This window comes from Proteus hauseri, from assembly GCF_004116975.1.
Classification (GTDB): Bacteria; Pseudomonadota; Gammaproteobacteria; order Enterobacterales; family Enterobacteriaceae; genus Proteus; species Proteus hauseri.
In genome coordinates this window covers 2,479,688-2,506,293 of the sequence record NZ_CP026364.1, presented here as the reverse complement: position 1 = coordinate 2,506,293, position 26,606 = coordinate 2,479,688, and the positions used below count along the sequence as shown (strand labels likewise).

Below are 26,606 nucleotides of genomic sequence, written 5' to 3'. Positions count from 1 at the left end.
ATTTATAGCTGTAAATAACGGTTAAAATATAGACCGCCCTACTTTGTTGGCTAATAACTCAAGCGCAGCACAACCTGCTAAGGAATTACCTGACTTATCCAGCTCTGGTGACCACACCGCAACCGTAAAAGCATCAGGTACAACAGCGATAATACCACCGCCCACACCCGATTTACCGGGAATACCAATACGAAATGCAAACTCACCTGCACCATCATACATTCCACACGTTAACATTAACGCATTTATTTGGCGGGTTTGTCTTGGCGTAATAATCTGATTTTTATTAACCACACTTACGCCTTGATTTGCCAAATAACTAAAGCAGCGTGCTAATTCAATACAACTCATCTCAATAGAACAATAATGAAAATAAGTTTCTAATACAGTAATAACATCGTTATCGAAATTACCAAAAGATTTCATTAAATAAGCAATAGAAGCATTACGACTAAGATGTTCCATCTCTGATTTAGCCACAACGGAGTTATAGCAAATATCCTGTGTATCAGTGAGAAAACGAATAACCTCTAGCATTCTCTGCTTAGGTGCACTTAAACGTGATTGCAACATATCTGTGATAATAATCGCACCCGCATTAATAAAGGGATTTCGAGGAATACCTTTTTCCATTTCTAACTGTATTAACGAATTAAAAGGTAAGCCAGAAGGTTCTTTACCTACTCGCTGCCAAATTTCATTTTCTTCATAACGAGTTAATGCCAATGTAAGACTTAATACCTTAGAAATGGATTGAATAGAAAAACGTTTATCCGCCATACCAGACTGATAAAGCTCGCCATCAACAGTATATACCGCCATTGCTAACTGTTCGGGAGGCACCTGAGCAAGGGCAGGAATATAATTTGCTACTTTTCCTTGTCCTATTAATGGCCGAATTTGTTGCAGTATATCTGACAGTAATGCGTTAGATAACGTTGTAATCACAATCCCTTCCCTATACAGACAAGGGCACCCAATTGGATGCCCTTGTTATTATTTCTAAATTTATAAAATTAAATCAATCCCACCAAACATCGAATAATTCAGATGTTTGTACATCTTGCATATTTTTTTCTTTGAGGAATTTTTCAACAAGTTGGCGATGCTCTTCTGTACATTTACCAATTTGTTGTAAACAAATTAAACCTTCCCAACTCAGGTAGCCACTTGCATCAAATGCTAGCCCATTAGGCTCAATGACATTGAGGATCAGCTCATCAACAAAGCTATCGACTTCGTCAATTGGGGTATTTTCTGGAAAACTCCATTTAACTGAAAAACCTAATTCCTGAAATTCATCGATACGCAACTTTTTGCGTAAACGGCGACTACGTTGTTTAGCCATTATTTTACCCTCTTAAACATAAGATCCCATACCCCATGCCCTAAGCGATGACCACGTTTTTCAAACTTGGTCACAGGGCGGGTTTCTGGGCGCGGTACATAATCCTGAGTTTCTGACAAATTCTGATAACCATCAACACTTGTCATCACTTCAAGCATGTGTTTTGCATACGGCTGCCAATCTGTTGCCATATGAAAAACACCTTCTGATGTTAGTTTTCTTAAAATTAATTCTGCAAACGGCACTTGAACAATGCGTCGTTTATTATGACGCGCTTTGTGCCACGGATCAGGGAAAAACAACTGAACCATTTTTAAGCTGTTATCTGGGATCATGTTATTGAGCACTTCAATAGCATCATGACACATAACTCGCAGATTACTGACTTGTTCTTCTTGCGCAGTTGCAAGACATGCTCCCACCCCCGGGGCATGAACCTCAATGCCGAGATAATTATTTTCAGCCGAATTTTTTGCCATTGTCACGAGCGAAGCGCCCATGCCAAAACCAATTTCTAATATAACGGGAGCTTCGCGTCCAAAAACCTGACTGAAGTCGATGGGCTCCGGTTTATATTCAATGCCAAAAATAGGTAATTGTGTATCTAAAGCCTGCTGTTGACGAGGTGTTAGTCGCCCTTGGCGACGAACAAAGCTACGCACACGCCGTAAAGCACGGCCCTCTTCATTGAATTCCGGAGAAATTACATTATTGATCATGTCTAATACTGTCAGTCGTTAGGCCAATTGTTTACTTAATACCGTTATAATGTCGTTGCACAATAAACTTAGCCGACATTATCCAAAGATCCCTAAGTTTAGCAAGAGTCGCCTTTATAAGCATCACTCTATAAGATAAATATTAAGGGTGTTTACAGTTTATTCACTCTGTGGTGCAATCTTATCCTTAATTAGAATATGAGTTAATAAAACAAAATATGATGGAAGCTCTGCAATTTTCGCACGTCGTACTGGATTGGTATCATAAATACGGACGTAAAACGTTACCGTGGCAGCAAGAAAAAACGCCCTACCATGTCTGGTTATCAGAAGTTATGTTGCAACAGACACAAGTTGCGACTGTTATCCCTTACTTTGAGCGCTTTATTGCACGCTTTCCTAATATTCAATCATTAGCACAAGCACCTCTTGATGAAGTCCTACATCTATGGACCGGGCTTGGCTATTACGCGAGAGCAAGAAACTTACATAAAGCAGCACAACACATTGTAGATAAACACCAAGGGCTGTTTCCTGATACCTTTGATGACGTTTGTGCATTACCTGGAGTTGGTCGCTCTACTGCTGGCGCGATTTTATCGTTATCACTTAATAAGCACTATCCTATTCTTGATGGTAATGTTAAACGCGTTTTAGCTCGATGCTATGCCGTAGAAGGCTGGCCAGGTAAGAAAGAAGTTGAAAACCAGTTATGGAAAATTAGCGAACAAGTCACACCAGCTGAAGGTGTACAATATTTTAATCAGGCAATGATGGATTTGGGGGCTATGGTCTGTACTCGTAGCAAACCTAAATGTGAATTATGTCCATTAAATACTGGTTGTATTGCTTATGCTCAAAGTAATTGGGCTGATTTTCCGGGGAAAAAACCGAAAAAAACCATCCCTGAGAAAACAACTTATTTTCTTATTTTACAGTATGATAACCTTGTCTGGTTGGATAAAAGACCACCAGTAGGTATATGGGGAGGACTTTTTGCATTTCCTCAGTTTGAAACAAAAATACTTTTAGATCAGTGGCTAACCGAAAATGGGCTCGATAATAATGAAACTGAACAACTGATTTCATTTCGACATACCTTTAGCCACTTTCATTTAGATATTGTGCCAATTTGCGTAAAACTCTCAACGTTTACTTCTATGATGGAGGCGCAAAAAGGACTTTGGTATGACTTACAGACACCTGCAACCGTAGGGCTTGCAGCACCTGTAGAGAATTTACTTAGACAATTAGCCTAAGCTAATCCCTGCGATATTGAGGATTTATTATGAGCAGAACTATTTTTTGTACTTTCCTAAACAAAGAAGCTGATGGACTTGATTTTCAGTTGTACCCAGGAGAAATTGGAAAGCGCATTTTCAATGAAATCTCAAAAGAAGCATGGACACAATGGATGACCAAACAAACCATGCTTATTAATGAAAAAAAACTTAACACCATGAATCCTGAAGATCGTAAATTATTAGAACAAGAAATGGTGCGATTTTTATTCGAAGGCCATGATATTCAGATTGACGGCTACACCCCTCCTGAAAAATAATAATCACTTTTCCAGAGCCTCTAAGGCTCTGGTCTTTTATTCACCAGAGCGATGTAATTGACTATGAAAAAAATCCTTCTCTTGCTCATTATCGCCCCGCTACTCATTTCATGTAGTAGTAAGCCGACAAAAACATTTGAGCCAGATTACACCAAAGACACTAACGCTTTTGATATTCTAATGGGCCAATTTGCTAATAATATCGAAATGATTTGGGGTATGAAGGAAGTTTTAATCGCAGGACCTAAAGACTACGTCAAATATACGGATGCTTATAAAACTCGTAGCCATATTAATTTTGAAGCGGGAACTATTACTATTGAAACATTAGGTAATGATGCGCCTCAATACCAATTACATAAAGCTATTGTAACGACTCTGCTTATGGGTGAAGATCCTGGCTCTATCGATCTCTATTCTGACGTTAATAATATTCCTCATAGTACAGAGCCTTTCTTATTAGGTCAGGTACTTGATAATACGGGGCAATCTATACGTTGGGAATGGCGGGCGAGTAAGTTTGCAGATTATCTTATTGCTAATAAATTACAAAAACGCCAATCAGGCGGTAATACCATTTGGTTTGTTACCCTGAATTTAGTCCCAAATCACCTTGACCAACGTGCTCATAAATATTTACCTCTAGTTCAACAAGCGGCGGCAAAATATGGTGTAGAGCCTTCACTGATCCTCGCCATTATGCAAATTGAGTCTAGTTTTAATCCTTACGCTGTCAGTAGCTCTGATGCATTGGGCTTAATGCAGATTATGCCAGCAACGGCGGGTCGTGATGTTTTCCGTATGCAAGGTAAATCAGGGCAACCAAGCCGTAGTTATTTGTTTGACCCCGCTAATAATATCGATGCTGGTGCTGCTTATATTTCGATATTACAAAATAGTTACCTTGGTGATATCAAAGATCCCGTATCGCGTCGTTACGCAGTCATACAGGCTTATAATGGCGGTGCAGGAAGTGTATTACGTGTCTTCCATAGTGATAAAAAACAAGCGGCTGTAATAATTAACAAACTAGAGCCTACTGAGGTTTATACAACATTACGTAATAAGCACCCTGCTGATCAATCTCGTCGTTACTTAGAAAAAGTGAGTACAGCACAACGAAATTACCGTTAATTGCTACTCAATAACAACTTATAAAGCTTACTCAACGTAATTTGGGTAAGCTTTTTATAACTGATGCATAATTATTTTTTCACTAAACTTCTATTTTGCGATTTTCTTAATCATACAAAAAATATTTTTAGCTCTATTTTTTATCTTTTTTTAATAAAACCAGCGTTTTATTAATCAATAAGTTTAAAAAAACAGCAATCGAACGATTTTGTGATAAATAACGTTGACGAGCAAGCTGTTATCGGGTTTAATACGCCCCGTTGCCCGGATAGCTCAGTCGGTAGAGCAGGGGATTGAAAATCCCCGTGTCCTTGGTTCGATTCCGAGTCCGGGCACCACTATTTAGAAGAACCAGCCTTATGGCTGGTTTTTTGCTTTTGGAGTTTCATCATTTTCAAGATTAATCTCCGCGCCTTCCTAGAACTCAAAATCTCTCTTATCGCATTACTTTTTAGCTTACTCACTCAAAATGTCATTTTTTCTTTAAGTTATTTAAATGTTATGGTGATTACATCATATGAGTTGCTACAGTATTTAGATAGTTACCCATCCTCTTCTTAATATAATGATTTTTTAAATTAAAAAAATAAGAGTAACTTAAAATAAATTTAGCTTTAGATAAACATGAAGTTTAATTATATAAAAATGGAAAAATTAATGTCTAATAATATTTATTTAAGAATAAATGGAAATATTTCAGCAGGATATTCTTCATACACTCACGAGGCAATAAACACCAAAGTTATCACTTAAATAAAATATTAGTTATAGCATTTACATTTGATATATCGAGAAGGCAAAATTTAAGCCTTACTCCTCTTTCTATAACCAAATATTTTGATAAATCTACACCATTACTCATTCTCACCATAACCTACCATTTTAGCAGCAGCTCTATATGCCTTTCTTACAGGATCGTTATAATCTTCTCTGAATAATTAATAATATCCATTTTCAATCATACTATTTACACCTTGAAAGACCATTCCAACGTCTAAAATACTGCATAATGTCCCAATAAACCCCACACAAAAAGTGCCTCCATACGCTTACATTGCTCCACTGATGAAGCTCACTTGTTTTAGTACTAACTTACTGTTTTTTCGCTTTCTTCTTTTCACGTATTGTTTCAAGAACGGTATATTGCATTACACTTTGCTTTCTTAGTCAATTATCCTATAATTCTAATCTTTCAAATTTATCAGAGATATTATCTTTCTCTGCTGATAAACTTAAGCAATAACTACTTACCTCTAACTATGTTTTAGCAATAAGTTATTCTATTAAATTTAAGAACACCATTCTTACTGAAGTATCATCAATATATTGATAGTCAAATTTCATTGCTGTTTTTCTTAAACAACTAGATTCTCTTTTTAATGTATCTCTATATACATCATTGTAACTATAGTCTAGTTCAGGCTCGGACATCTTTTTAATATTCTTATTTAATATAATAACTTTAATAAATCCTTATCCTATTTATCGGATCTTATAGTGTAATGTTTTAAAATTCCTATCAATAGCATAAAGTTAATTTTCTACCTGGCAAAAACAAAATTCTATCAAACTAAAATAACGACAAAAACAGACGGTAAGTTCGAACGTATAAGAAAGAATATATCTTTTTAATAATTAGAAATTTAATTACATAAATAAAATTTAATATTAAAACATCCTTAATCGTCCCTTTTTATTAAGAAAAACTGTAATTAAAATTATAAAATAACTATCAGCACTAATTATTATTTTCATTTACAAATTAAATACATAGCTTTAAATATATTTAAAATAAAAAAGAGATCGCACTCATAACATTTATCATACAAATTAAGTTCATTTAAGAAATAACCTCGCTATATATAGCTTTTTAATTAAAACCTACCTCACATAATATAAAATTCATCTTATTTATCATTGACGAAATAAAAACTAATCAGTAAATATAATAGGCATTGATTATAAAAATAGTGACCATCTCTAAAGATGGCTTTTTTAATCTTAAAACTGTCTCATTTTTTAGACGATTTTTTTAAAAAACCACGGGAGAGCCGATTATGACTCAACAAAATACAGCAAATAACTATTCAATTGATGACATGAAAGCATTAATTGAATCAATGCAAATCTACAAAAAAGATAACAGTGGCAAAGGAATAACTCGAATTGCCTATGGCGAAGAGGACGAAGCTGCTCATCTTTATCTTGCTAGTTTAATGAAAGAAGCAGGGCTAGAAGTTTATCGTGATGGTATTGGTACGCTTTATGCGCGCTTACCAGGAAAAGATCGTTCACTTCCTGCTGTTGGTACAGGCTCACACCTTGATACAGTGCCACAAGGTGGTGCTTACGATGGCGCATTAGGTGTTATTGCGGGCTTTTATGCTTTAATGCAATACAAACCGCAACAACTTAATCGCGACCTTGAATTAGTTGTTTTTCGTGCTGAAGAGTCCAGCCGATTCGGTTTTTCCTGTATTGGCAGCAAAGTATTAACAGGTAAAATTGACCGTGCACGTTGGGAAAATAACAAAGATGACGACGGTAATAACTATTTTGAAGTTTTAAAATCATTAGGTTATCAACATGATGATTTAACAAGTTGTTTAGTGAAACCAGACCGCTATAGTGCTTTTGTTGAACTTCATATTGAGCAAGGTAAACGTTTAGAAAACGATAAAAAAACAGTGGGCATTGTCAACGGTATTGCAGCCCCTACTCGCTTTTCAGTTACTGTAAACGGCCATGCTGATCACTCTGGTGCAACACCAATGTATCAACGTCAAGATGCGTTAGTAGCAAGTGCTGGCATTATCACTGACCTTAATCATGCGGCCTGTACAGAAGCGGTATATGGCACGGTAGGAACAGTGGGTAAACTCAACGTTGTTCCTAACTCCATGAACGTTATTCCTGGGCAAGTTAAATTCTCTGTTGATATACGTGGTATCGATACAGAAAGTATTCAGCGTGTAGTCGAACGTTTAAATAATAGCGTAGAAAAAGCAGTAAAAGACTTTGGTGTATCTATTGATGTTCAACCCGTTTCTGCTGAGTCCCCAGTTAAATTAGATGATTCAATTTGCCAAGTTATCGAAAGCTTATGTCAGAAAAATGAAATCAGCTATATGACCATGCTAAGTGGCGCAGGGCATGACTCAATGAACATGGCATCGCTTTATCCAACAGCGATGATCTTTACCCCATCTGTCGCTGGCATTAGCCATCATCCAGATGAATTTACTGAATTTAAAGATATCGCTGTAGCCGCTGATTTATTAGCTGAAACCTTAGGTACTTTGGCTAATCAGTAATCTTTTACAATCTCTTTTAATAAGTTAATTGCATCATTTCCTTTTGTTGCCTTTAACCATAACTTATCAAAGAGAGATTGATATTGAGAGATGGCTTCGGTTGATGAAGTTACCGTCGCAATGCCCGTACTAACATTAGGAAATTCACCTAAACGGAACGGGCTGACGGCTAACGAAAGTGGCGATTTATCCTGATAAAAAAGTTGGAATGTAAGAGACGGCATCGTATCTGAAATTATCGCAATATTAAGATAACTATTTTTTTGCTCTAATTTTTCAATTAAATGGATAATTTCATTTTTTGCTCGTTGCTTTCTTTCGTACTGCACAGATTTAGTTAAATTAACCGAACCCAACATGCCGACATAAAGAAACTTTTCAATTTGCTGTTGGCTAATTAGGTTATAAATATGTGGAGAATGTAATGACTGGTGCTTTTTTCGCTCTTTTAAGATAGATAAAACTTCTTCTTGTTTTTCTGATAACAAATTTAAAGGTGAAGCTTCGGTCAGCATTTCAACTAATGTTTTATCATAAGTATCTGATGTTAATAAATAAGAAAAAGGTTCGAAGTGAGTATAAATATGTGAAGATTGAGACTCTAATTGACGCATTCGCTCAAAAAAGCCATTAGCACTAGAGTAATACTCTGTATTAATACCCAATAAACTACTCAAAGAGGTATTTAATAATCGAGCAAGGTTATCGAGAGTTTCAATTTTAACAATTTCGCCTTTTTCTAACCGATAAACAGCAGCGCGAGAAATACCTAAATTTTCTGCGATATCTTCAGCTTTAAGTGAAGATGCAATGCGATAAGCGCGAAGTCGATAACCAATAGCTTGGTAATCAATTTTTTCTCTGGGAATATAAGGCATGTTTTCATCTGCTCCAAAATGCTCAGAGGCATCAGGGTAAAGGAACGAACATAACAGTATGTTGATTTGAGTAGTTTAAATTAAACAAAAAATAAAAAGAATCATCTTCTTCACAATGAGATAAATTAAAGGAGTTTTAATCCTAAATATTGTCAATACAACAGAAAATGCCTCCTCAGGGGCAAAACCACCAGGGTTTATGCTATAAAAAATACGATAATAAAAAACTAGAAAGGCGTTGTAAGCAATTTACAACGCCTTTTCTAATTAATTAACTAAATGCTCTAATACCATTGCTCCTGCACCTTGCGATACAATTTCATAAGCATGATTTGCAGGATAAATTTGTGTTTTAATCTCTGGAAATAGAGTTAATTTATTTTCAATTGTTTTTTTAACAGTAGAAAAGAAATTGCACTTAGGGATCAAAGTACCACCACAAACAACAATATCAGGCTGAAGCATTAAAATTGAATTTGCAATAGCAAGTCCATAAAAATAAGCCGCCTCTTCTAATACATCAATACAAAGTGGGTCACGCATTTCTATCGCTTGAAATATTGCGTGATAAGTTATTTCTTCGTCTTTATCAATTAATGATGTTAATACTGAATCTTTTCCACGACGTATTTGATGTGTAACATTATCTTTTATTGCATCTAAAGAACAAAGTGTATTTAAACAACCATACGAGCCACATTCACAAAGAGGGCCTTTCACATCAATAGTCATATGTCCAAAACAATTTATTGCACGAGAAGTATCTGTTAAAAACTGATTACCAATAATAGCGCATCCTCTTACTTCCGTATCACAAGAGGTAAATAAAAAACGTTGAGTTTTTTGACGATAATATAAACGATATTCAGCTAGTGCAGCAAAATTAACACCACTGCCAACAGTAACGTAAGTTGGAATTTCTTTACGTAATAATGTTTCAAACTCGCGAAACTCTTCATCTAATGATTTAAATGCGAGTCGATGTTCAACAACATGTTCAATTGAAATGCCTAATCCTAATACTTGGTGATAACTCGTATTATTTTTTAGTAATAAGCTGTCTATTTGTGGCAAAAGTCGCTGGGTCATCTCGGCTGCAGACAAATAAGGCTCTGGTGCTAACTTTATTTTATCTAACATATTAAGTTTTAGATCCATCAACACAAGAGTGGAATAAACTTTACTTAACTCAATACCAATTAAAAACACCCCTTCAGTATTAATATTATATAAAATAGGTTTTCTTCCACCGGTGGATTCGCCTAATTCTGCAGTAGTAATTAATTCCAAATGGCAAAGCTCATCAAGTAGTCGTGCGCATGTTGCTGGTTTCATTTGCGCTAATTCGGTTAATGTTTCTGTTTTTATTGGGCCATTTTCTGCAATAAATTTATAAAGGATCTTTAATTTTAATGCTTTTGATTGCTTCGAAGATTGAAGTTCCTTTAAGTTTTTCAATAGCATAACTATTTCCTTTATAAAATTATCAAATATAAAACTCAGAGATATCGCTATCTTACTGTAAAAAAAGCAATAGTTCCTTAATCTAAAGCAGCAACATGATCTTAATCTCAAGATGAGAAAAAGTAAGTTGTCCATTTCTATTTATCAGGCAAAGTATCGTTAATACTGACTTAAAGAATTAATGACTATTTACCCTGAGGAAATAACATGCACCAGATTACAGATATCAATGAAGCTAAAGTCTATGTTCAATCCCACACTTCACACAAACCAACAATTGGCATTATTTTAGGATCGGGTTTAGGGCCATTTGCTGACACATTAGAAGACGCTGTACATATTCCTTACAACAACATTCCACATTTTGCCGCTTCAGGTGCTGTTGGTCATGCTAATGAATTAGTAATAGGAAAAATTGCAGGTAAAACAGTTGTAGCAATGAAAGGACGTTTTCATTACTACGAAGGTGTATCACTAGATGACGTTACTTTTCCTGTGCGTGTAATGAAAGCACTTGGCGTAGAAAAATTAATTATTACCAATGCTTGTGGAGCAGTTAATACAGATTTTAACCCAGGCGATCTGATGTTAATAACTGATCATATCAACCTTACTGCTAACAACCCATTAATGGGGCCAAACAACCCAGAATTAGGAGTTCGCTTTCTTGATGTAAGTGAAGTTTATAACAAGGCTATGAGACAAACTGTAATCAATATCGCCAAAGAACAAGAGATCACATTGCGCCAAGGCGTTTATGCATGGTGGACAGGCCCTACTTATGAAACGCCTGCCGAAATCCGCATGATTAGAACACTGGGGGCTGACGCTGTTGGTATGTCTACTGTGCCCGAAGCTTTGATCGCTCGCCATTCAGGTATTGATACTATTGGTATTTCATGTTTAACCAATATGGCATGTGGTATTTTAGAACAACCTCTTAGCCATGATGAAGTTATTGAAACCGCAGAACGAGTAAAATCGACATTTTTAAAATTAATTACTGAAGTCATTGCCCGCCTATAACTTTATATCAATAAAAGAAAAAGAAGATCTCAGATAGCTGCCTGAGATTTTCTTAACTCTATATCCCCAACAGCGGAGATTGTTATGGGAATAAAATTACAGCTTAAAGGCATGATGTTTATGCAATATTTTATCTGGGGAAGTTGGTTAATAACCCTAGGTGCATACATGATGCAAACTCTAAAATTTACAGGTGTAGAAGTTGGATTAGTTTATGGCTCTAAAGGCATTGCAGCCCTTATTATGCCCGGTTTATTAGGTATAATTGCCGACAAATTTATTCCTGCTAATCGCTTATATATAATTTGTCATCTTATTTGTGCTGTTGCTTTATTCTATGCTGCTTCTGTTACAGATCCTTCTATCATGTTTTGGATAATGTTAATTAATGCAATGGCATTTATGCCTACTATTGCTTTATCTAATTCAATTGGTTATTTTTGTTTAAATAAACATAATCTTGATTCTATTGCTAACTTTCCACCTATTCGCGTTTTTGGCACTATAGGTTTTATTATTGCAATGTGGTGTGTGAGTTTACTCAAACTCGAATTAAGTAATATACAATTATATATTGCTGCTTTTGCATCATTATGTTTAGCTCTCTACTCATTGTGTTTACCTAAAATTCCTACAGCACAACATAAACAATCAACATCTTGGGCTGCACGTTTAGGCTTAGATGCCTTTATTTTATTTAAAAAACCTGTAATGGCAGTATTTTTCTTATTTGCCATGTTATTAGGTGCCGTTCTTCAAATTACCAATACTTTTGGTAGTCCATTTATTCATGATTTTGCTAAAAATCCTGAATTCGCAGATAGTTTAATTGTTCAATACCCTTCTATTTTATTATCTGTTTCACAAATGGCAGAAGTTGCTTTTATTCTTGCAATTCCATTTTTCCTTAAACGTTTTGGTATTAAAAAAGTCATGCTAATTAGTATGATTGCCTGGACTCTACGTTTTGGTTTCTTTGCATATGGCGACCCATCACCTTGGGGCTTTGTTCTATTAATGCTCTCAATGATTGTTTATGGATGTGCTTTTGACTTCTTTAATATTTCAGGCTCTATTTATATTGAAAATGAAGTTAAACCAGAAATAAGAGCAAGTGCTCAAGGACTATTTATGACCATGGTAAATGGTGTGGGTGCTTATGCTGGTGCAATTATTAGCGGGATGATTATTGATCACTTTACTATAAATGGTGTAAAAGATTGGCAATCCATATGGTTAATTTTTGCTTCATATACATTAATATTAGCAATTATATTTACGTTTGCATTTAAAGAGAAAGAAAATAAAACTTATGCATAAACGATACAATCGTAAATATTAATACCTTCGTTGTTTAAATTTAAATGATAATAAATCCATAAAAGGTTTATTATCATTTTTTATTTTAATTGTTTTTATATGAATAAAATTAAAAACCTCAAAATTAAAACAATATCTTTTCTTTCTTTAAAGAATAATTATCTTTAAAATACAAATCAAAATATAGCTAGTTAATTATTCCATTATAATATAATAAGGATATCATATATTATGAGTGATAATCATAAAAAGAAACCATTAGAATTTAACAATATTATTAATGTGATTAAAAGTTTTAAACCATTGAAAAGATGGATTAAATATGATTCTCAAGATGATTTTACAGAAATCACATTCAGCTTTCCCAACTGGAGTATTTTAAGGGAGAATAAATATAAAACAATAACAACATTGAATGAATCCCAACAGGAACTGGCAAAGTATGTTTTACAACAATGGTCAGATATCGCTAATATAAAATTCATTGAAAAAAATAATAGCTATGATACTAATATTAAATTTGGAATCTATAATAATATAAATGAATTAACGCATGATACTCATCATTCCATTGGTGGAGTCACTTTTTTTCCTCAAAACAATATCAATAAAAATAAAAAAATAGCTAAAGTTGAAGATTATAGTAAAGGAGGACAAATTTGGCTAAATATCTCTGAAACTTATTTATTAAAAATAATAAAAAAATCAGAGATAACTGAACATCAAAGAATAAAAATAAATAAATTTAAAGAAAACTCAGATAATATAACTACTTATTTTGAAGAAATTAATGACAGAATTATTCTATACATAAATAGAAATAGTAATGCACACATTAATAACGATATATTGGCTCCCCAAAAAGGTAGCTATAAAGAATGTACATATAGGCATGAATTAGGTCATGCACTTGGCTTACCACATACATTTAAATCTGGAGAAGAGTTTAAATATTCTGAGCAAAATAGCTTAAAATATTCGGTTATGGCCTATAACTATCCAAAAGAAAAAGATGCCAATTTTAACTTTAATTATCCTATGAGTCCGATGCTAGTTGATATTTATGTTATCCAAAAATTTTACGGTAAAAATATGTCAACAAGAATAGATGATACTATTTATGGTTTTTTTTCAAATACTCAAAGAGATTTTTATACTTTAAAATCACCTAAAGATGAATTAGTTTCTTGCATCTGGGATGCTGGTGGTATTGATACCTTAAATTTTTCTCAATATAACCATGTACAAAAAATAGATCTTAATCAAGGTGCATTTTCTGACATAGGAGGATTACGAGGTAATATTTCAATTGCATACGATTCTATTATTGAAAATGCGATAGGAGGAATGGGAGATGATACAATTTATGGTAATGAAATAAATAACTGTCTTTATGGGGGCGAAGGTAACGACATTCTTTTTGGTCATAATGGAAACGACACACTGTATGGAGGAAATGGTGGTGATGCGCTTTATGGCGGTGAAGATAATGACTTTCTTTATGGTAATAGTGGTAATGATATACTTTGTGGTGGTAATGGTATTAATGAACTCAGCGGTGGAGAGGGACGAGATATATTTATATTCAATTTTTATAATAAAACTAATAGCCAAAATATAATTAGAGATTTTGAAAAAAATGACGATTTTATTGTATTTGTTGATGAGGATGGAATTAACTTAAACATTGATAAATTAATATCAAATAATGAAATTAATTTATCAATAAATTATCAAAAGATAGACAATATAACAACAATAGTATTAAACAACAAAAAAAATTTGAGTATGTCTATTTTAAAAGTAGATATTTTAGGAGAATTCAATTACGAGGACTTATTTAATTAATTATTATAGTAAAAATCCCCAATGAAAAGATAAAGCAAGTAGACTATAACATGGCCTAAATTAAAATTTAGGTCTAATAACACTCTAATGAAATTTAATTTAAGTAAAACAAAACCTAAATATACTTTAAATACCAATTATAAATAATCACATTAAAAAAGATCTCCTCCGTTAAGATAACATTCTAATTTATTTACTTTATTAAACTATTAGTATTTAAAACACACCTTACTTCACAATTATTTAAAATCATATTTTCACCTCTGGATTAAAACAGATAAATGTCTATCTTTATTAATTCTGGCACTCGCCAGAAAACTATTTTCAATATGAAAATAACTTAAATTAAATTTAATATCCGGAGGATATTATGAGTTCTTCTTTATTTAAAAAAACAGCTGGATTATCAAATATATCTGACTTATTAGATAAGAGTGGCGTTTTCTATAACTATTCGGCAAATAATTTGCCATCTTTTGATTATGATAAAGCAGGAAAACATATTGCTCGTGAAGACTCCACATGGAATGGTAAATATGTTATTGGTCAAAGCGCAACCGTTACTTATTCGTTTCCTACTTGGGAAGGTAAGAAGCTTAATGACTTTGGTGATAAAAATCCCTACCAATTTAATGCAGCACAGAAAGAACATGCAAAATTATCTTTAGATGCATGGGCGGATGTCGCCAATATTAAATTTATTGAAGTTGGCCCGAATGCTCAATCAGATCTTACCTTTGGAAATATTACTGATCCATATGGTAAATTCCAAGCCTATGCCACATTACCAAATACTTACCATTATGGTCGTGATCTTTCAGGCCAAGCGTGGTTTAGTGATAATTATTATGCTGGTAATACAACTCCTGAATTAGGTAATTATGGCCGTTTAACATTAATCCACGAAATTGGTCATACACTTGGTTTAATGCATCCTGGTGATTATAATGCAGGTCAAAATGTACCTGGATATTTAAAATCTGATTATGCTGAAGACAGTCGCCAATATACTGTGATGAGTTACTGGGAAGAGTATGAAACAGGTGCTCACTTCCAAGGTGCTTATGCGGGTGCTCCTTTGCTTCATGATATTTCTGCCATTCAATATCTTTACGGTGCAAATACTGAAACAAGAACAGGCGATGATGTTTATGGCTTTAATTCAAATACTGGCATTGATTATTACACGGCAACAAGTAGTAATGATAAATTAATATTCTCAGTTTGGGATAGCGGTGGTAACGATACATTCGATTTCTCTGGTTTTCACCAAAATCAAGTTATTGATTTACGCGATGGTTATTTTTCAGATGTCGGTGGATTACAGAAGAATGTTTCTATCGCAAAAGGTGTAATAATAGAAAATGCCATTGGTGGTTCTGGTGATGATATTATCCATGGTAATAATGCAGATAATATTATTATAGGTGGCGGTGGCCAAGATATTTTATACGGCGGATCAGGTAGTAATACTTTTGTTTATAAAGAAGCCTCAGACTCTTATTCACATTCCCCAGATAAAATCATGGATTTTGAAACTGGAATAGATAAAATTGATTTATCTGAATTAATTGAAAATAGTTTTGGTCAGAAGTTTATTAATTTTGTTGATAAACTGACAGGTAAAGCGGGTGAAGCAACAATTAACTATGATCAATCGACAAAATCTAGTGAACTTCTAATCAATATTTATAATGGATATAATCCTGAATTCAAAATTGATATTGTTGGTGTGGTAAATTACGAAACTGATTTTATTGTTTAATTAATTGTTAATAGGAGTAGTAATCTTCTCCTATTTTTCAGTTGAGATTTATTAAGCTGTTTTTTTATATCACTATTATTTGATAATGATAAATTAAACAGCTTATTAATATAAATTATATTTTATAAAAAACAGTAAGTATTAGTAAAATAAGTAATAACTCAGGATAATACCATGCCAACAGATAAACATAATAATGAAGTAACAAATATTATCAAAGAGAGAAAACGTGTTTTTTTTTCTATTGGTATATTTACAGCTTTAATAAATATTCTAATGTTAGTCCCTTCCATTTATATGCTACAAGTTTATGATCGCGTTTTACCCTCTGGAAACGAAATGACATTATTAATGTTATCACTGATTATGTTAGCTCTTTTTGTTTTTATGGGAGGATTAGAATATTTAAGAAGCATTATTGTCATTAGAATGAGTAATAAGTTCGATTTATCGCTTAATTCACGTGTTTATACTGCTGCATATCAAGCAAAGCTCAATAAAACACCTGGCATTAACCCTTCTTTGGCATTAAATGATTTAATAACCATACGTCAATTTATCACCAGTCATGCCCTATTCGCTTTTTTTGATCTCCCTTGGTTTCCTATTTATCTTTTAGTCATCACACTATTTAATCCTTGGTTAGGATTATTTGCATTATGTGGTGCCATAGTTTTATTTATTCTCGCTTTTGTTAATGAATATTTATCGAGAAGCCCTTTAAAAAAAGCAAATGAATTTGCTAATCAAGCTCAAATAACGCAAGGACATCATTTTGAGCATACTCAACCTATTGAAGCGATGGGAATGCTAAGCCAATTACGTAAACAATGGCAATTATCTCATTTACAGTATTTACAAGCACAAACACATGCAAGTGATAATGCCGCAGGTATTAACGCAGTAACAAAAGTAACACGAATGGCCCTCCAATCTTTAATGCTAGGTTTAGGTGGATGGTTAGCTATCGATAATATTATTAGCCCAGGAATGATGATCGCCGGCTCAATATTATTAGGTCGAGCATTAGCACCTATCGAACAAGTTATTGGAGCATGGAAAAGTTGGGATAGTAGTAAAGCCGCATATAACCGACTAATATTATTATTAAAAAGTTATCCTGAAGAAAATAAAAAAATGGCATTACCTGCCCCTATAGGCCAGTTATCCATTGATATTCAACAAGCACAATATCCACAAAGTGAAAAAACATTATTAAGTGATATTCATTTTTCACTCAATTCTGGCGATGTGCTAGGTATTATAGGCCCAAGTGCATCAGGGAAATCTTCTTTAGCTAAATTTATTGTTGGTATATGGCAAGTTAAAAAAGGAACTGTTCGATTGGATAATGCTGACATATTCCAATGGGACAAAAATGAAGTTGGGCCATATATTGGTTATTTGCCACAAGAAATAGCATTATTTCCAGGTACTATTGCTGAAAATATTGCACGATTCTCAAAAGTAGATCCGCAAAAAGTTATTCAAGCAGCAACTATGGCTCATGTACATGAAATGATCCTACGTTTTCCTCAAGGTTATGAAACATTAATTGGTGCTCATGGCGAAGGTCTTTCTGGTGGACAACGACAAAGAATTGCATTAGCTAGAGCCTTATATGGCAATCCATCTCTTATTGTTTTAGATGAACCTAATTCAAATTTAGATGATATAGGTATTAAGGCGTTAGTACATGCTATCCAAACGCTAAAACAAAATAAAAAAACAGTTATTTTAATCACACATCAAAAACAATTGCTTTCTGTTACTAACAAACTTTTAGTCTTAGTTGATGGAAATACCAAGTTATTTGGTTCTACCACCGCAGTTATTAATGAATTAAATAAATCATCGGCAACACCGAATACTCATGTTCCATCTACAGCACCTGTTGCTGGTAGCAATGCATAATATCTTGGAAAATAATCATGACTAAAGATAAAAACAGCGATAATTTATTAGAAAATATCTCAGATGATCCTAAACGCTATTTAATTATTGGGTGGTTAGTCATTTTATTTGGACTCTCTATTTTTATTTTTTGGGCTGCTTTTGCTCCACTTGATAAAGGTGTTGCTGCTACAGGCAATGTTTCTATATCTGGAAATAAGAAAAGCATTCAATCACCTACAGAAGGCGTTATTACTGAAATATTAGTTAATAATGGTGATCAGATTAATGCTGGACAAACGCTTGTTAAATTAAGCCCGATACAATCTGAAGCATTAGTAAAATCATTATCAGAACAATATGACAACTTAGTCATCACCCAGCAAAGATTAAATGCAGAACTAAATTCTGCTACAGAATTTATATTAGATCCTCACGAGGTTTATTATTCTCCTGTTGAGAATATAAAGAAAATTACGCTACTACAAAATCAATTACTTAATGAAAAAAATGCTGAATTAAATAGCGAAATAAAAGGTTACCATGCTGTTATTGATGGTATTTCAAATCGTTTAATCCATCTTAGAAAATCATTACTAAATAAAAAAGCACAAATCAATAGCTTACAGTCACAAATAAAAGACTTACAAATATTAGCTAATGAAGGTTATATACCACGCCATCGTTATCAAGAGGTTGAACGTGAATTAGCTGAAAATGACCATCAATTAAATGAAGCTTTGGGGCAAATAAGTACATTAGAAAAACAAAAATTAGAATATGAGCAACGCATACTACAACGTAGTGCTCGTTTTTTTCAAGAAACTCGTACAGAGCTAAATCAAGTTCAATTAAAACTGAGTGAAACTGAAAAACAACTTATTATTGAGAAAGATAAATTGACTAAAATGCAAGTTATAGCACCTATTTCTGGCACTGTAATGGATTTATCTATATTTACTCAAGGTGGTGTTGTCAGAACAGGGCAAACACTTATGGAAATTGTACCTAATGACCATCAATTAGTCATAGAAGCACGTTTAGCACCACATCTTATTGATAAGGTCACACTTGGTCTTCCTGTTGATTTAATGTTTAGTGCTTTTAACCAAAATACAACGCCAAAAATTCCTGGTGAAGTTGCCTTAATTTCTGCGGATAGATTAATTGATGAAAGAAGTTCTGAACCTTACTATCAAGTATTTATTAATGTTACTGACACGACTTTATTAACAGAAAAGAAAAACACCTTAAAAGCAGGAATGCCTGTCGATGTTTTTATTAATACAGGTGATCGTTCTTTATTAAATTATTTATTTAAACCTGTATTAGATAGGATCCACACTTCATTGACGGAAGAATAATTATGCTAATAAGAAAACTCTCTGCCATTATATTAACTTGGATGTTCAGTAGTGTAGCGTTTTCGATTACTCTATCAGATCTCTATTATTTAGCAGTTAAAAATGATCCAACTTTTAATGCCGCAATAAAAGAGCACACAGCAGGGAATGAATTTGAAAATATAGGCTTATCTCAATTATTACCCAGTATTCATATTAATTATCAAAATTCACCAAGAAATTGGCAACGAAAAGTCTATCCTATTAATACTTATCAAGGTGAAACAAAAAGAACTGAATATCAAAATTATCAAAGTCATTCAGTAAATGTTATCATAAGCCAGCCACTATTTGATTACGCTGCATTTAGTGAATATAAATCATCTGTTATTGAAACCTTGTTATCTGATAGTCGTTATCAAGCAAAGTTTTCTGAATTAGTTATTAGATTAATAGATAATTATATACAATTAGCATATGCACAAGATAAGTTACAATTAAATATTTCACAACAAGATATTTATAATAAGCAATTAATTTCTAGCCAACGTTTATTTGAACTAGGCGAAGGTACAAAAACCGATATATCAGAAATTGAAACTCGACTTTATTTAACTCAATCACAATATACCGATATTTATCTAGAATTAGAAAATGCTAAAAATAAATTAAGTTCTATGATTGGAACCCCACTCCCTTATACAGAACATATTGTTAAACTTAGTGATAATAAATTTATTTTACAAGCTATTATTCCCAATGATTACGATTCATGGGAAAAAAGTGCCATTCAAGATAATATAAATATACAGACTGCTCGTTATGAAATGGCTATAGCAAAACAAGAAGTTGAAAAACAACGAGCAGAATTTTTCCCTACAGTACAGCTTTATGCTTCTTATTCAAATAGTGATTCTGATAGCAATAACACCGTAAACCAGCAATATCAAGCTGCAAATATTGGCTTTTATGTAAGTTTACCATTATTTAATGGCGGAAGAACAACTGCATCAATGCGCCAATCAACTGCATTATATCAAATGAGTGCATTTGAAAGAGATGCAATTATCCAGACAATTATGCAAGAGCTGCGTCATCAATATCAAATCTGTACTACCAGTAATATTAAATTAAAGGCCTACGAACAATCTCTTGCTTCAGCTCAGTTACAATTAAAAGCAACGCAAAAAAGCTACATTGGTGGGCAAAGAACTATGGTAGATGTATTGAACGCTGAAGAGTTACTTTATCGAGCTCAACAAGATTTAATAAAAGCTAAATATGATTATCTTCAAGCATGGGCACTATTACATCAATATACTAATACATTGGATATTGAAAAAATAAAAGTGATAGAGAGTTATTTTCAATAAGGCTAAAGATAAATAATAAAAAAAATTATATAATTAAGCCCTGTTAGTATTCACTAACAGGGCTTATATAAATCAATCTTGATTAAAATACTTTTTTAGCAAGCTCTTCATATCACTTCTTTTTACCGTACAACATTAATACACGGTGAGTAAGAGCAATTGATGCTAGACCGATAAAACATTCGACTAAGAAAATCAGCATAAATTACCCCCAATCATAAGTACATTTCGTGTGGGTGGGGGTTCTGATAAAGTAAAGTGACTTGTCATATAGCGCTTAACTAACTCCGATTTAATGGACACAATTTAAACCTACCATTAAAAAGAAAAAGAGCAAAATAAATTTATTCACATAATCTATTTTTTAATCTAGATCACATAAAAATAACACAAAAAATCAAATTTTCATCTTACAAAATACTCAATATATTTGGTCTCGTTCTTTTGCCCAAGTTAAAAATATAATAACAATCAGCTAATTGAAGAAAACAAACGTTAAATCGCCTTGTTTTTCGACTATTGGTTTAATTTTTAAGTTCTGCAATAACGACAATATCTCTTTTCTTTCGGGTCTTACTAAAACTATCGCAACGCCTTGATATTGATTTTGTTCAATAAGCGAAATTAACTGAGTAAGGCTATAGTATTTATTCTTAACATCAGGGTATTCCAATCCGTAAGCTAACTCCCCTTTTGTTTCTGTTAAACGAATATCCGTTCGTTTTAGCACCCATGCAAGTGAAGTACCAATTCCCACTTCGTCGGTCAATATATAAGGCGTATTTTTTAGCTGCTCAGAATAGTAGCTTAATACATTTTCTGGTGTATTTTTACTTTCTACTTTATTAGGAATTGCAAAACCTATAAGTAAACTTAGTCCCACAGAACAAAACATCGTTAGATATTTATTTTGCGTAAAAAACGATCTAATGCTGACTAAGCACCAAAATGAAAATCCTATAAATGCCAAAAGTATTTTGGCTTTTTCGTCAGCTTGATACAGTATCTGTTTATAAGAATAAAATGAATAAATAAGCGCTAAGAGGCCTATTAATCCGAAAACTGTATTAATAATTGCATTAATTTTATGTACTCGTTCATTATTTTGAATATTTAATTCTTCCATATAATGTGCAATTAATAGGGATAATGGCACAAAGCAAGGAAACATATATGTTAATAATTTTCCTTTAGATGCCGAAAAAAAACTAAAAAAGATAGTAAACCAAAAAAGAAAATAGAGTGTTCCCTTTTTTAAACTAAGTGCTGATTTTAAAGCACCAAAGAGAAATCCTAACCAAGGAACAAGCCCTACGATAATAATGGGTACATAAAACCACATGGGTTGTGCTCTTGCGGAGTTTTTGGCAATAAAACGCTGAACATGTTCTACCCAAAAAAAGTAATTCCAGTAATCAGGAGCTTGTGTTGCAACAGAAAACACCCACGGCCCCGCAACAGCAACCATCGACAAAAGAGTGATAGGAAAATAATATAATGTCTCTTTAAATCGTGATTTGCTAATCGCAGTAACAAAAAAAACTAAAGCTGGCAATACAATAGCAATAAACCCTTTTGTTAAAAAACCTAACGCACAGAAAACACCAATAAGGATATAGGCTTTAATTTTCACCTTATTATTATTTGCAGATAATGCTAAGAGAAAATAATACATTGATGCCGTGACAAAAAACGTCACGATAGGATCAAGAATATTATAAGCACCTATAGCAAAAACAAGAAAAGTAGAAAGAAACACCATAACCGCATTAAATGCAATATTACTATTATTCCAAGCAAGCATTGCGGCGCGGTAAATATACATCCCCGTTAGTAAAGTCGAGCTAACAACAACAATACGAACAGCAAAATGCCCATCACCAAAAAGCCATTGAGCAATACTATTAAGCCAATAACCTAATACGGGTTTTTCAAAATAGCGAACATCAAGTAAATAAGGCACAGACCAATTACCTGATACTAACATTTCTCGGCTAATTTCAGCATAGCGAATTTCATCTGGTTGCCAGAGCAGCCTAGATTCTAAGGGAATAAAATAAGTTAATAACACAAAAAGAAAAAGTAATAACCATTTGTATTTTTCTGTTACTTCAGCGTTCATAAATTTCCCAATTTTAAAATAATGTTCTATCGCATCAATTAGAAAAGTGATCTTATAAAAAATTCAATTATTATTGATTAATTTATTCTTAACTAAAAAAGCATATCACTTTACATTTTAATAGGCGAAAATAATATTATCGGAATAAAAGTTTAGATAAATCATAACCATAAGATAAAATAAAAATATTTTTTATTTACCTTTAGTTATTTTATTTTTATTTATAATTTATAGAAGTTAGAATTTATTAAGAATAAATTAATTGTGATTTAGATAAGAATATTAGCTTTATTCCTATAGTCAAAAAAACAAAAATAAAGTTAAGCAAGATTTTTTTGATAATGAGAATCAAAAAAACCAGAATAATAGCTTCTGGTTTTGATCATTAAAAAATATTTTTATTAAAATTAATTATTTATTAAACTCTTTAAAAGCACCCATAGTGTTAGCTGCGTACATTACTGAAGGCCCACCACCCATGTAGATAGCAACACCCAGTGTTTCTGCTAATTCTTGCTCTGTAGTTCCTAATTCAACTAATGTTTTTGTGTGAAAACCAATACACCCATCACAACGATTTGCTACAGCAATAGCAATAGCAATTAATTCTTTAGTTTTAGCATCTAGTGCACCATCTTTTGAAGCTGCTTTAGTCGTACTCATAAATGACTTCATAACTTCAGGGATATTCTGCGATAGCGCCCCCATATTACCTGCAATATCTGCTACTATTTCTTGATACTTGCCCATGCTACACCTCAACGATATATGTTTTTATATAATATAAAAACATAATATCAAATAATATAGTTTGATCAAGTATAATTATTTCTGTAAAAATATTTCGATGTAATAGTAAGGAGTCAAAATGTCAATTTTGGATGAGTGGGCTGAACGTCATATTGAAAAAGCACTAAAAGAGGGAGAACTTTCATCTTTAAAAGGAGAAGGCAAACCTTTAATACTTGATGATAATAGTCATGTTCCCGAAGTACTTAGAGCAAGTTATCACTTACTTAAAAATGCCGGATTTTTACCGCCAGAAATGCAACAGAGAAAAGAAGCATTATCTTTAGCTGAAATCTTAAGCTCATTTTCTGAAGCTGACATTGAAAACGAACAATTGAAAAAGCGCCTAAATTTATTGGAATTAAAACTACAACAAGCAGGTATGGATACCCAATTTTTACATACGGATTATGCTATTCAGTTAACTGAAAAATTAGCTAAATATAAAAAATAAAATTGCGCTAATACGGTATAAAGATTAAATAAATAAAGCCCATACATCCCTGTATGAGCTTGGATGACAATATTGGATAACTACACTAAATAACTACACAGGGTAACTACACCAGGTAACTACAAGAGAATTTATCCTGCTGTTGGAGTGTAATAAATAGGAGAACCAGGGCCAACAGGCAGCTGAAATACAAATACCCAGAAATAAAATAGTAATGACCAACCAATTAAGAAAATAACAGAGTATGGCAACATCATTGAGATCATCGTCCCTATACCTGTATCTTTCTTATATTTGGTAGCAACCGCTAATATCAGTCCAAAGTAACTCATCATCGGTGTGATAATATTTGTTACAGAATCTCCGATACGATAAGCCGCTTGAATTGTCTCTGGGGCATAACCAGCCAACATTAACATGGGTACAAAAATAGGCGCAGTTACAGCCCACTGTGCAGATGCAGAACCAATCATTAAGTTAATAAAAGCACAAATGAGTATGAAGACAAAAAATAACACACCACCTGGCATATCAATACTATTTAATAATGCTGCACCTTTAACCGCAATAACTTGCCCAATATTTGTCCAGCCAAAAAAGGCGACAAATTGTGCAGCAAAGAAAATAATGACTAAATAAAGCCCCAGCGTACTCATTGAGTTTGCCATAGCATCAACAATATCTTTATCTGTACGCATTGTTTTTGCCACCCAACCATAAACAATACCGGGAATAGCAAAGAACAGAAAAATAAAGACAACTATCGATTTCAAGAACGGTGAATTACCAATTAATCCTGTTTCTTGGTTTCTTAGCATGCCATTTTCAGGAATAACGGTTAACGCTAAAATAGCCGCCATGACAGCAAAGGTTGCCGTTGCAGCCCATAACGCTTTTCGTTCAATAGGCGTCACTTCTGCAGCGTTCTTTAAATCATTTTCTTCCTCATCAAGATGATCACTGTTGTAAGGCCCGAGTTGCGGCTCAACAATTTTTTCTGTGATGATGTAACCTAAGAATGTAATTAAGAAGGTACTAACAAACATAAAATACCAGTTTGCCTCAGCACCTACGACATAGGTTGGATCAATAATACGCGCAGCTTGTTGAGTAATACCAGATAACAGTGGATCGATAGTTCCAAGTAGTAAGTTAGCAGAATAACCACCAGATACCCCTGCAAACGCCGCTGCAAGTCCCGCTAATGGATGTCGACCTAATGAGTGGAAAATAATTGCTGATAATGGTATTAACACTACATAGCCTAATTCAGCAGCAGTATTAGACATAATACCAGCAAAAACAATGGCCATCGTGGTCATTTTGCGAGGCGCTTTCATAACCACTAAACGCATTACCGCAGATAACAGCCCTGCTCGCTCCGCAATACCGACACCTAATAATGCCACCAGCACCGTACCTAAAGGTGCGAAACCAGTAAAGTTAGTCACAATATTTGCCAGAATGCGACGAATACCATCAGCATCTAATAAACTGATGATATGTATATAACCATCTTCTGCCCGCCCTTTTGCACCTTCTGGGCGAGGATCTTGAACAGTAACACCGAAGTATTCACCAACTGCTGAAGAGACAAGTAATATAGCAATTAAAATAATAAATAAAATAACGGGATGTGGTAGTGCATTACCTAGCCATTCTACAGTGCGTAGAAAGCGACTTCCTCCCTGTTTTTTTGTTTGCATCATTTATCCTTTTTATAAAAAAAAACAGAAAATGCACATTACACAACCAAATTTGTTTTTACTATCTGTAAATACCACTTCTTTTTACTCATTTTTAACGAACAAAGGTAATAAGAATAATTTTAAATATATAATTATATTTATAAATCATACTGTTATATTGATATTATATAATTACAACCAACTAACATTAAAATTAATTTATAATATCTAAAATCAAAAAGTGTGTATAAGTTAACATTTTTTAACAAATTGTCGCCTTTTTTTTAACCTTTACTAGTTTAAAACTCTCTTTTAAAACCGAATAAGAGCTATTAAATACTCTGCTAAACCTGATAATCACAGATGAAATTACTATTTATATGTGAAAAATAAGAAATAAAAAATTTACACGTGTCATTTTCATTACATGTAATCTTAAAAAGAGGTGAAATATTTGAAATGAATCAACGTAAAAAATAGCGAAATCAAGAAATAGAAAAAGAGAATAAAAACTAAAATGTAAAAAATAGAATAAAAAAAAGGCAAAGTTTCCTTTGCCCTACCAAC

General features: G+C 33.2%; 21 protein-coding genes and 1 tRNA gene. 14 read left to right on the top strand and 8 right to left on the bottom strand.

The window, feature by feature from the left end; all coding sequences use genetic code 11:
- Positions 1-21: 21 nt before the first annotated feature.
- The 3 genes from glsB to trmB form a co-directional block, all read right to left on the bottom strand.
- Positions 22-948 carry a glutaminase B gene (glsB, locus tag PH4a_RS11355; RefSeq protein ID WP_064719201.1) on the bottom strand — a complete coding sequence of 309 codons (927 nt, stop codon included), beginning with the start codon at positions 946-948 and terminating at the stop codon, positions 22-24.
- Positions 949-1,021: 73 nt separating this feature from the next.
- Complete coding sequence (locus tag PH4a_RS11350) at positions 1,022-1,348, bottom strand: YggL family protein (protein WP_064719200.1); 327 nt, start codon at positions 1,346-1,348, stop codon at positions 1,022-1,024.
- On the bottom strand, positions 1,348-2,067 hold the full coding sequence (gene trmB / locus PH4a_RS11345; protein WP_129039848.1) for a tRNA (guanosine(46)-N7)-methyltransferase TrmB: 720 nt from the start codon (positions 2,065-2,067) through the stop codon (positions 1,348-1,350). Before trmB ends, PH4a_RS11350 begins: the two co-directional genes overlap by 1 nt.
- A gap of 218 nt (positions 2,068-2,285) precedes the next feature.
- On the opposite strand from trmB, the gene mutY reads away from it, so the two are divergent.
- The 6 genes from mutY (at position 2,286) to PH4a_RS11320 (ending at position 8,076) form a co-directional block, all read left to right on the top strand.
- Positions 2,286-3,326, top strand: a complete 1,041-nt coding sequence (gene mutY / locus PH4a_RS11340; RefSeq protein WP_129039847.1) for an A/G-specific adenine glycosylase — start codon at positions 2,286-2,288, stop codon at positions 3,324-3,326.
- Positions 3,327-3,355: 29 nt separating this feature from the next.
- Complete coding sequence (locus PH4a_RS11335; RefSeq protein ID WP_064719197.1) at positions 3,356-3,628, top strand: oxidative damage protection protein; 273 nt, start codon at positions 3,356-3,358, stop codon at positions 3,626-3,628.
- Positions 3,629-3,691: 63 nt separating this feature from the next.
- A complete protein-coding gene (mltC, locus tag PH4a_RS11330) occupies positions 3,692-4,762 on the top strand; it encodes a membrane-bound lytic murein transglycosylase MltC (protein WP_064719196.1) in 1,071 nt (356 codons plus the stop codon).
- A 262-nt stretch (positions 4,763-5,024) separates the two neighbouring features.
- Positions 5,025-5,100 (top strand) — tRNA-Phe (locus tag PH4a_RS11325).
- A gap of 366 nt (positions 5,101-5,466) precedes the next feature.
- Positions 5,467-5,700: a type VI secretion system tube protein Hcp gene (locus PH4a_RS18530; RefSeq protein WP_482811945.1), complete on the top strand. Its 234-nt coding sequence runs from the start codon at positions 5,467-5,469 to the stop codon at positions 5,698-5,700.
- 1,119 nt (positions 5,701-6,819) lie between these two features.
- Positions 6,820-8,076 carry a M20 family metallo-hydrolase gene (locus tag PH4a_RS11320; RefSeq protein WP_129039845.1) on the top strand — a complete coding sequence of 419 codons (1,257 nt, stop codon included), beginning with the start codon at positions 6,820-6,822 and terminating at the stop codon, positions 8,074-8,076.
- Here PH4a_RS11320 and PH4a_RS11315 read toward each other — a convergent pair.
- Positions 8,070-8,954 carry a helix-turn-helix domain-containing protein gene (locus PH4a_RS11315; protein WP_064719194.1) on the bottom strand — a complete coding sequence of 295 codons (885 nt, stop codon included), beginning with the start codon at positions 8,952-8,954 and terminating at the stop codon, positions 8,070-8,072. The two genes, PH4a_RS11320 and PH4a_RS11315, sit on opposite strands and share 7 nt — an antisense overlap.
- 267 nt (positions 8,955-9,221) lie before the next feature.
- Complete coding sequence (locus tag PH4a_RS11310) at positions 9,222-10,418, bottom strand: ROK family protein (protein WP_129039843.1); 1,197 nt, start codon at positions 10,416-10,418, stop codon at positions 9,222-9,224.
- A 207-nt stretch (positions 10,419-10,625) separates the two neighbouring features.
- On the opposite strand from PH4a_RS11310, the gene PH4a_RS11305 reads away from it, so the two are divergent.
- The 7 genes from PH4a_RS11305 (at position 10,626) to PH4a_RS11275 (ending at position 20,986) form a co-directional block, all read left to right on the top strand.
- A complete protein-coding gene (locus PH4a_RS11305; protein ID WP_129039841.1) occupies positions 10,626-11,444 on the top strand; it encodes a purine-nucleoside phosphorylase in 819 nt (272 codons plus the stop codon).
- A gap of 84 nt (positions 11,445-11,528) precedes the next feature.
- Positions 11,529-12,764 carry a nucleoside permease gene (locus tag PH4a_RS11300; protein WP_129039839.1) on the top strand — a complete coding sequence of 412 codons (1,236 nt, stop codon included), beginning with the start codon at positions 11,529-11,531 and terminating at the stop codon, positions 12,762-12,764.
- A 231-nt stretch (positions 12,765-12,995) separates the two neighbouring features.
- Entirely contained in the window at positions 12,996-14,612 is a 1,617-nt protein-coding gene (locus tag PH4a_RS11295) for a M10 family metallopeptidase C-terminal domain-containing protein (RefSeq protein WP_129039837.1), read from the top strand.
- 370 nt (positions 14,613-14,982) lie between these two features.
- A complete protein-coding gene (gene zapA / locus PH4a_RS11290) occupies positions 14,983-16,377 on the top strand; it encodes a ZapA family metalloprotease (RefSeq protein WP_129039835.1) in 1,395 nt (464 codons plus the stop codon).
- Between the two features lie 174 nt (positions 16,378-16,551).
- A complete protein-coding gene (locus PH4a_RS11285; RefSeq protein WP_129039833.1) occupies positions 16,552-18,291 on the top strand; it encodes a type I secretion system permease/ATPase in 1,740 nt (579 codons plus the stop codon).
- 17 nt (positions 18,292-18,308) lie between these two features.
- Complete coding sequence (locus PH4a_RS11280) at positions 18,309-19,634, top strand: HlyD family type I secretion periplasmic adaptor subunit (protein WP_129039831.1); 1,326 nt, start codon at positions 18,309-18,311, stop codon at positions 19,632-19,634.
- Positions 19,635-19,636: 2 nt separating this feature from the next.
- On the top strand, positions 19,637-20,986 hold the full coding sequence (locus PH4a_RS11275) for a TolC family outer membrane protein (protein ID WP_244212875.1): 1,350 nt from the start codon (positions 19,637-19,639) through the stop codon (positions 20,984-20,986).
- Positions 20,987-21,461: 475 nt separating this feature from the next.
- Here PH4a_RS11275 and arnT read toward each other — a convergent pair whose 3' ends face one another.
- Together arnT and PH4a_RS11265 are read right to left on the bottom strand one after the other, a co-directional pair.
- Complete coding sequence (gene arnT / locus PH4a_RS11270; protein WP_129039827.1) at positions 21,462-23,108, bottom strand: lipid IV(A) 4-amino-4-deoxy-L-arabinosyltransferase; 1,647 nt, start codon at positions 23,106-23,108, stop codon at positions 21,462-21,464.
- Positions 23,109-23,519: 411 nt separating this feature from the next.
- On the bottom strand, positions 23,520-23,858 hold the full coding sequence (locus PH4a_RS11265; protein ID WP_129039825.1) for a carboxymuconolactone decarboxylase family protein: 339 nt from the start codon (positions 23,856-23,858) through the stop codon (positions 23,520-23,522).
- A gap of 118 nt (positions 23,859-23,976) precedes the next feature.
- Here PH4a_RS11265 and PH4a_RS11260 point away from each other — a divergent pair, with 118 nt between their 5' ends.
- A complete protein-coding gene (locus tag PH4a_RS11260) occupies positions 23,977-24,351 on the top strand; it encodes a DnaJ family domain-containing protein (RefSeq protein WP_129039823.1) in 375 nt (124 codons plus the stop codon).
- 131 nt (positions 24,352-24,482) lie between these two features.
- Here PH4a_RS11260 and PH4a_RS11255 read toward each other — a convergent pair whose 3' ends face one another.
- The gene (locus PH4a_RS11255; RefSeq protein ID WP_064719182.1) at positions 24,483-26,057 is read right to left on the bottom strand and encodes an AbgT family transporter; all 1,575 of its coding nucleotides are present in this window, start codon (positions 26,055-26,057) and stop codon (positions 24,483-24,485) included.
- Positions 26,058-26,606: the final 549 nt, after the last annotated feature.